We start from the raw sequence: 1,593 nt of genomic DNA on the forward strand, positions 1-1,593 counted from the left end.
GGTGTAGCTCAGGTTCACTTCAATATCGAGCGGAGAGGTTAAAAAATAGCCTTCTCTCGTTTCGCCCTGGGCGTAGAAAAGGCTGGCTCCGCTGCTTGCCACTGTTACTGTGCCGGTGTAGCTGTGGAAGGTGTTCACCACGTTGGCCGAATAGTTAATGGCCACTTTGGTATTGGCCAGTTCAGCCTCAATGTCGATGGATTTGAGCTCTTCTTTGTCGATGGTGAAGTTGTCGGATCGGCCGAAGTAGTACGGGTTTTCGAAGGCAGCGTCCACCAGGTTGTTGCTGTGGGCTTCCACATAGTATTCGCCGGTGGGCAGCGATACTTCTGCGGGTGCGGAAGAAAAGGGATCAAACACCATGACTTCGGTGCCGTTGGCGGCGAAAATGGTAACCCGGAAGTCGTCGGTGTTGACCGCCAGGGTTCGGCCATTGGCTGGTTCGGAGGTGATGTTGAGAGATAGGTTGAGGGACAGGTAGCCGTAGTCCAGAGGTTCCGGCGTATCTTTCTCATTTCGGTCGCAGGAAATGAAAAATATGCTCATAGCAAAAGCGAGAATTAGTTTTTTCATTTTTGTTATATTGATATACATATTTTCTTCTACCGCCAAATTGAACTCAATTAGTCTTTGATGCACCTGATGGAAAGTCCCAATTCTTTTTCGTTGTTGTTAAGCAGTAGATAAGGCGCACCAATAGTTAATTGAGCAACATTCGCATGTGAAGCGGAAGCTGCGCTGCTCCAAAATCGTCCTATAATTTTTAAGCTATTGAAATAACCTCCGCTATTTCTCAATCCAGCACCTCTCCCACTAAATCCTGATTCATTTGTAGAAGTCTCATTTGGTGCCATCCAGGTTAATTCTCCTGCCTCTTTTAGTTTATCACCTGCACTGGAAGTTCCACCAAGTGTTGTTGAAAGGTTATACCATTCGGTAAAACTGGGTATATGCCAGTCTGCCGGACATGCACCATTCACTCCGCTTGGAACAGCATCACTACTTCCTTCACCTTCCATAGCTGCATACCAATTATACAAGACTCCATAAGTTTCGTAATTAGGTAATTGGATTGCCACTGATCTATCATTGCCGTCGTAGTCATAAATTCCGTATCCAGAAATTTTGCTAGCCCCCGTTGATACAAATTCTTGATTATTATGAATCTCAGGCAGATATCTTAAATTTTCACTCATCCAAACTTGATCACCTATTTGCACAGTTCCGTATACTTCACCGTCCCTTTCATCAATCCATTCCTCTCCAGGCGTCCAATTGGCATTTGGGTTGCCTGTCGCATCTCCCAAATCAATATCTACCGTATCAAAACCCTCATCCACAGTGATATTAAACACCACCTTGCCATCTTCCAGCGTGGCGTCCACATTGATATTGTACAGGGTTCTGGGTTGTGGATCGGCTATGGAGGCCGTGAAAGTCCGGTCATTGGTGGTGCCGTCCAGCTTGGTGTAGCTCAGGTTCACTTCAATATCGAGCGGAGAGGTTAAAAAATAGCCTTCTCTCGTTTCGCCCTGGGCGTAGAAAAGGCTGGCTCCGCTGCTTGCCACTGTTACTGTGCCGGTGTAGCTGTGG

Annotated in this window: 2 protein-coding genes; both read right to left on the reverse strand. The window is 46.7% G+C overall.

Features of this window, described 5'->3' with window-relative positions; genetic code table 11:
• On the reverse strand, positions 1 to 573 hold a 573-nt coding region (locus tag RIF36_RS01235; RefSeq protein WP_350149249.1), incomplete at its 3' end, for a DUF4493 domain-containing protein.
• 50 nt (positions 574 to 623) lie between these two features.
• Positions 624 to 1,593 (reverse strand): FISUMP domain-containing protein (locus tag RIF36_RS01240; protein WP_350149250.1); only part of this gene is annotated, 970 nt, incomplete at its 5' end.

This window comes from Imperialibacter sp. (genome assembly GCF_040222815.1).
In the GTDB taxonomy this organism is placed as follows: domain Bacteria; phylum Bacteroidota; class Bacteroidia; order Cytophagales; family Cyclobacteriaceae; genus Imperialibacter.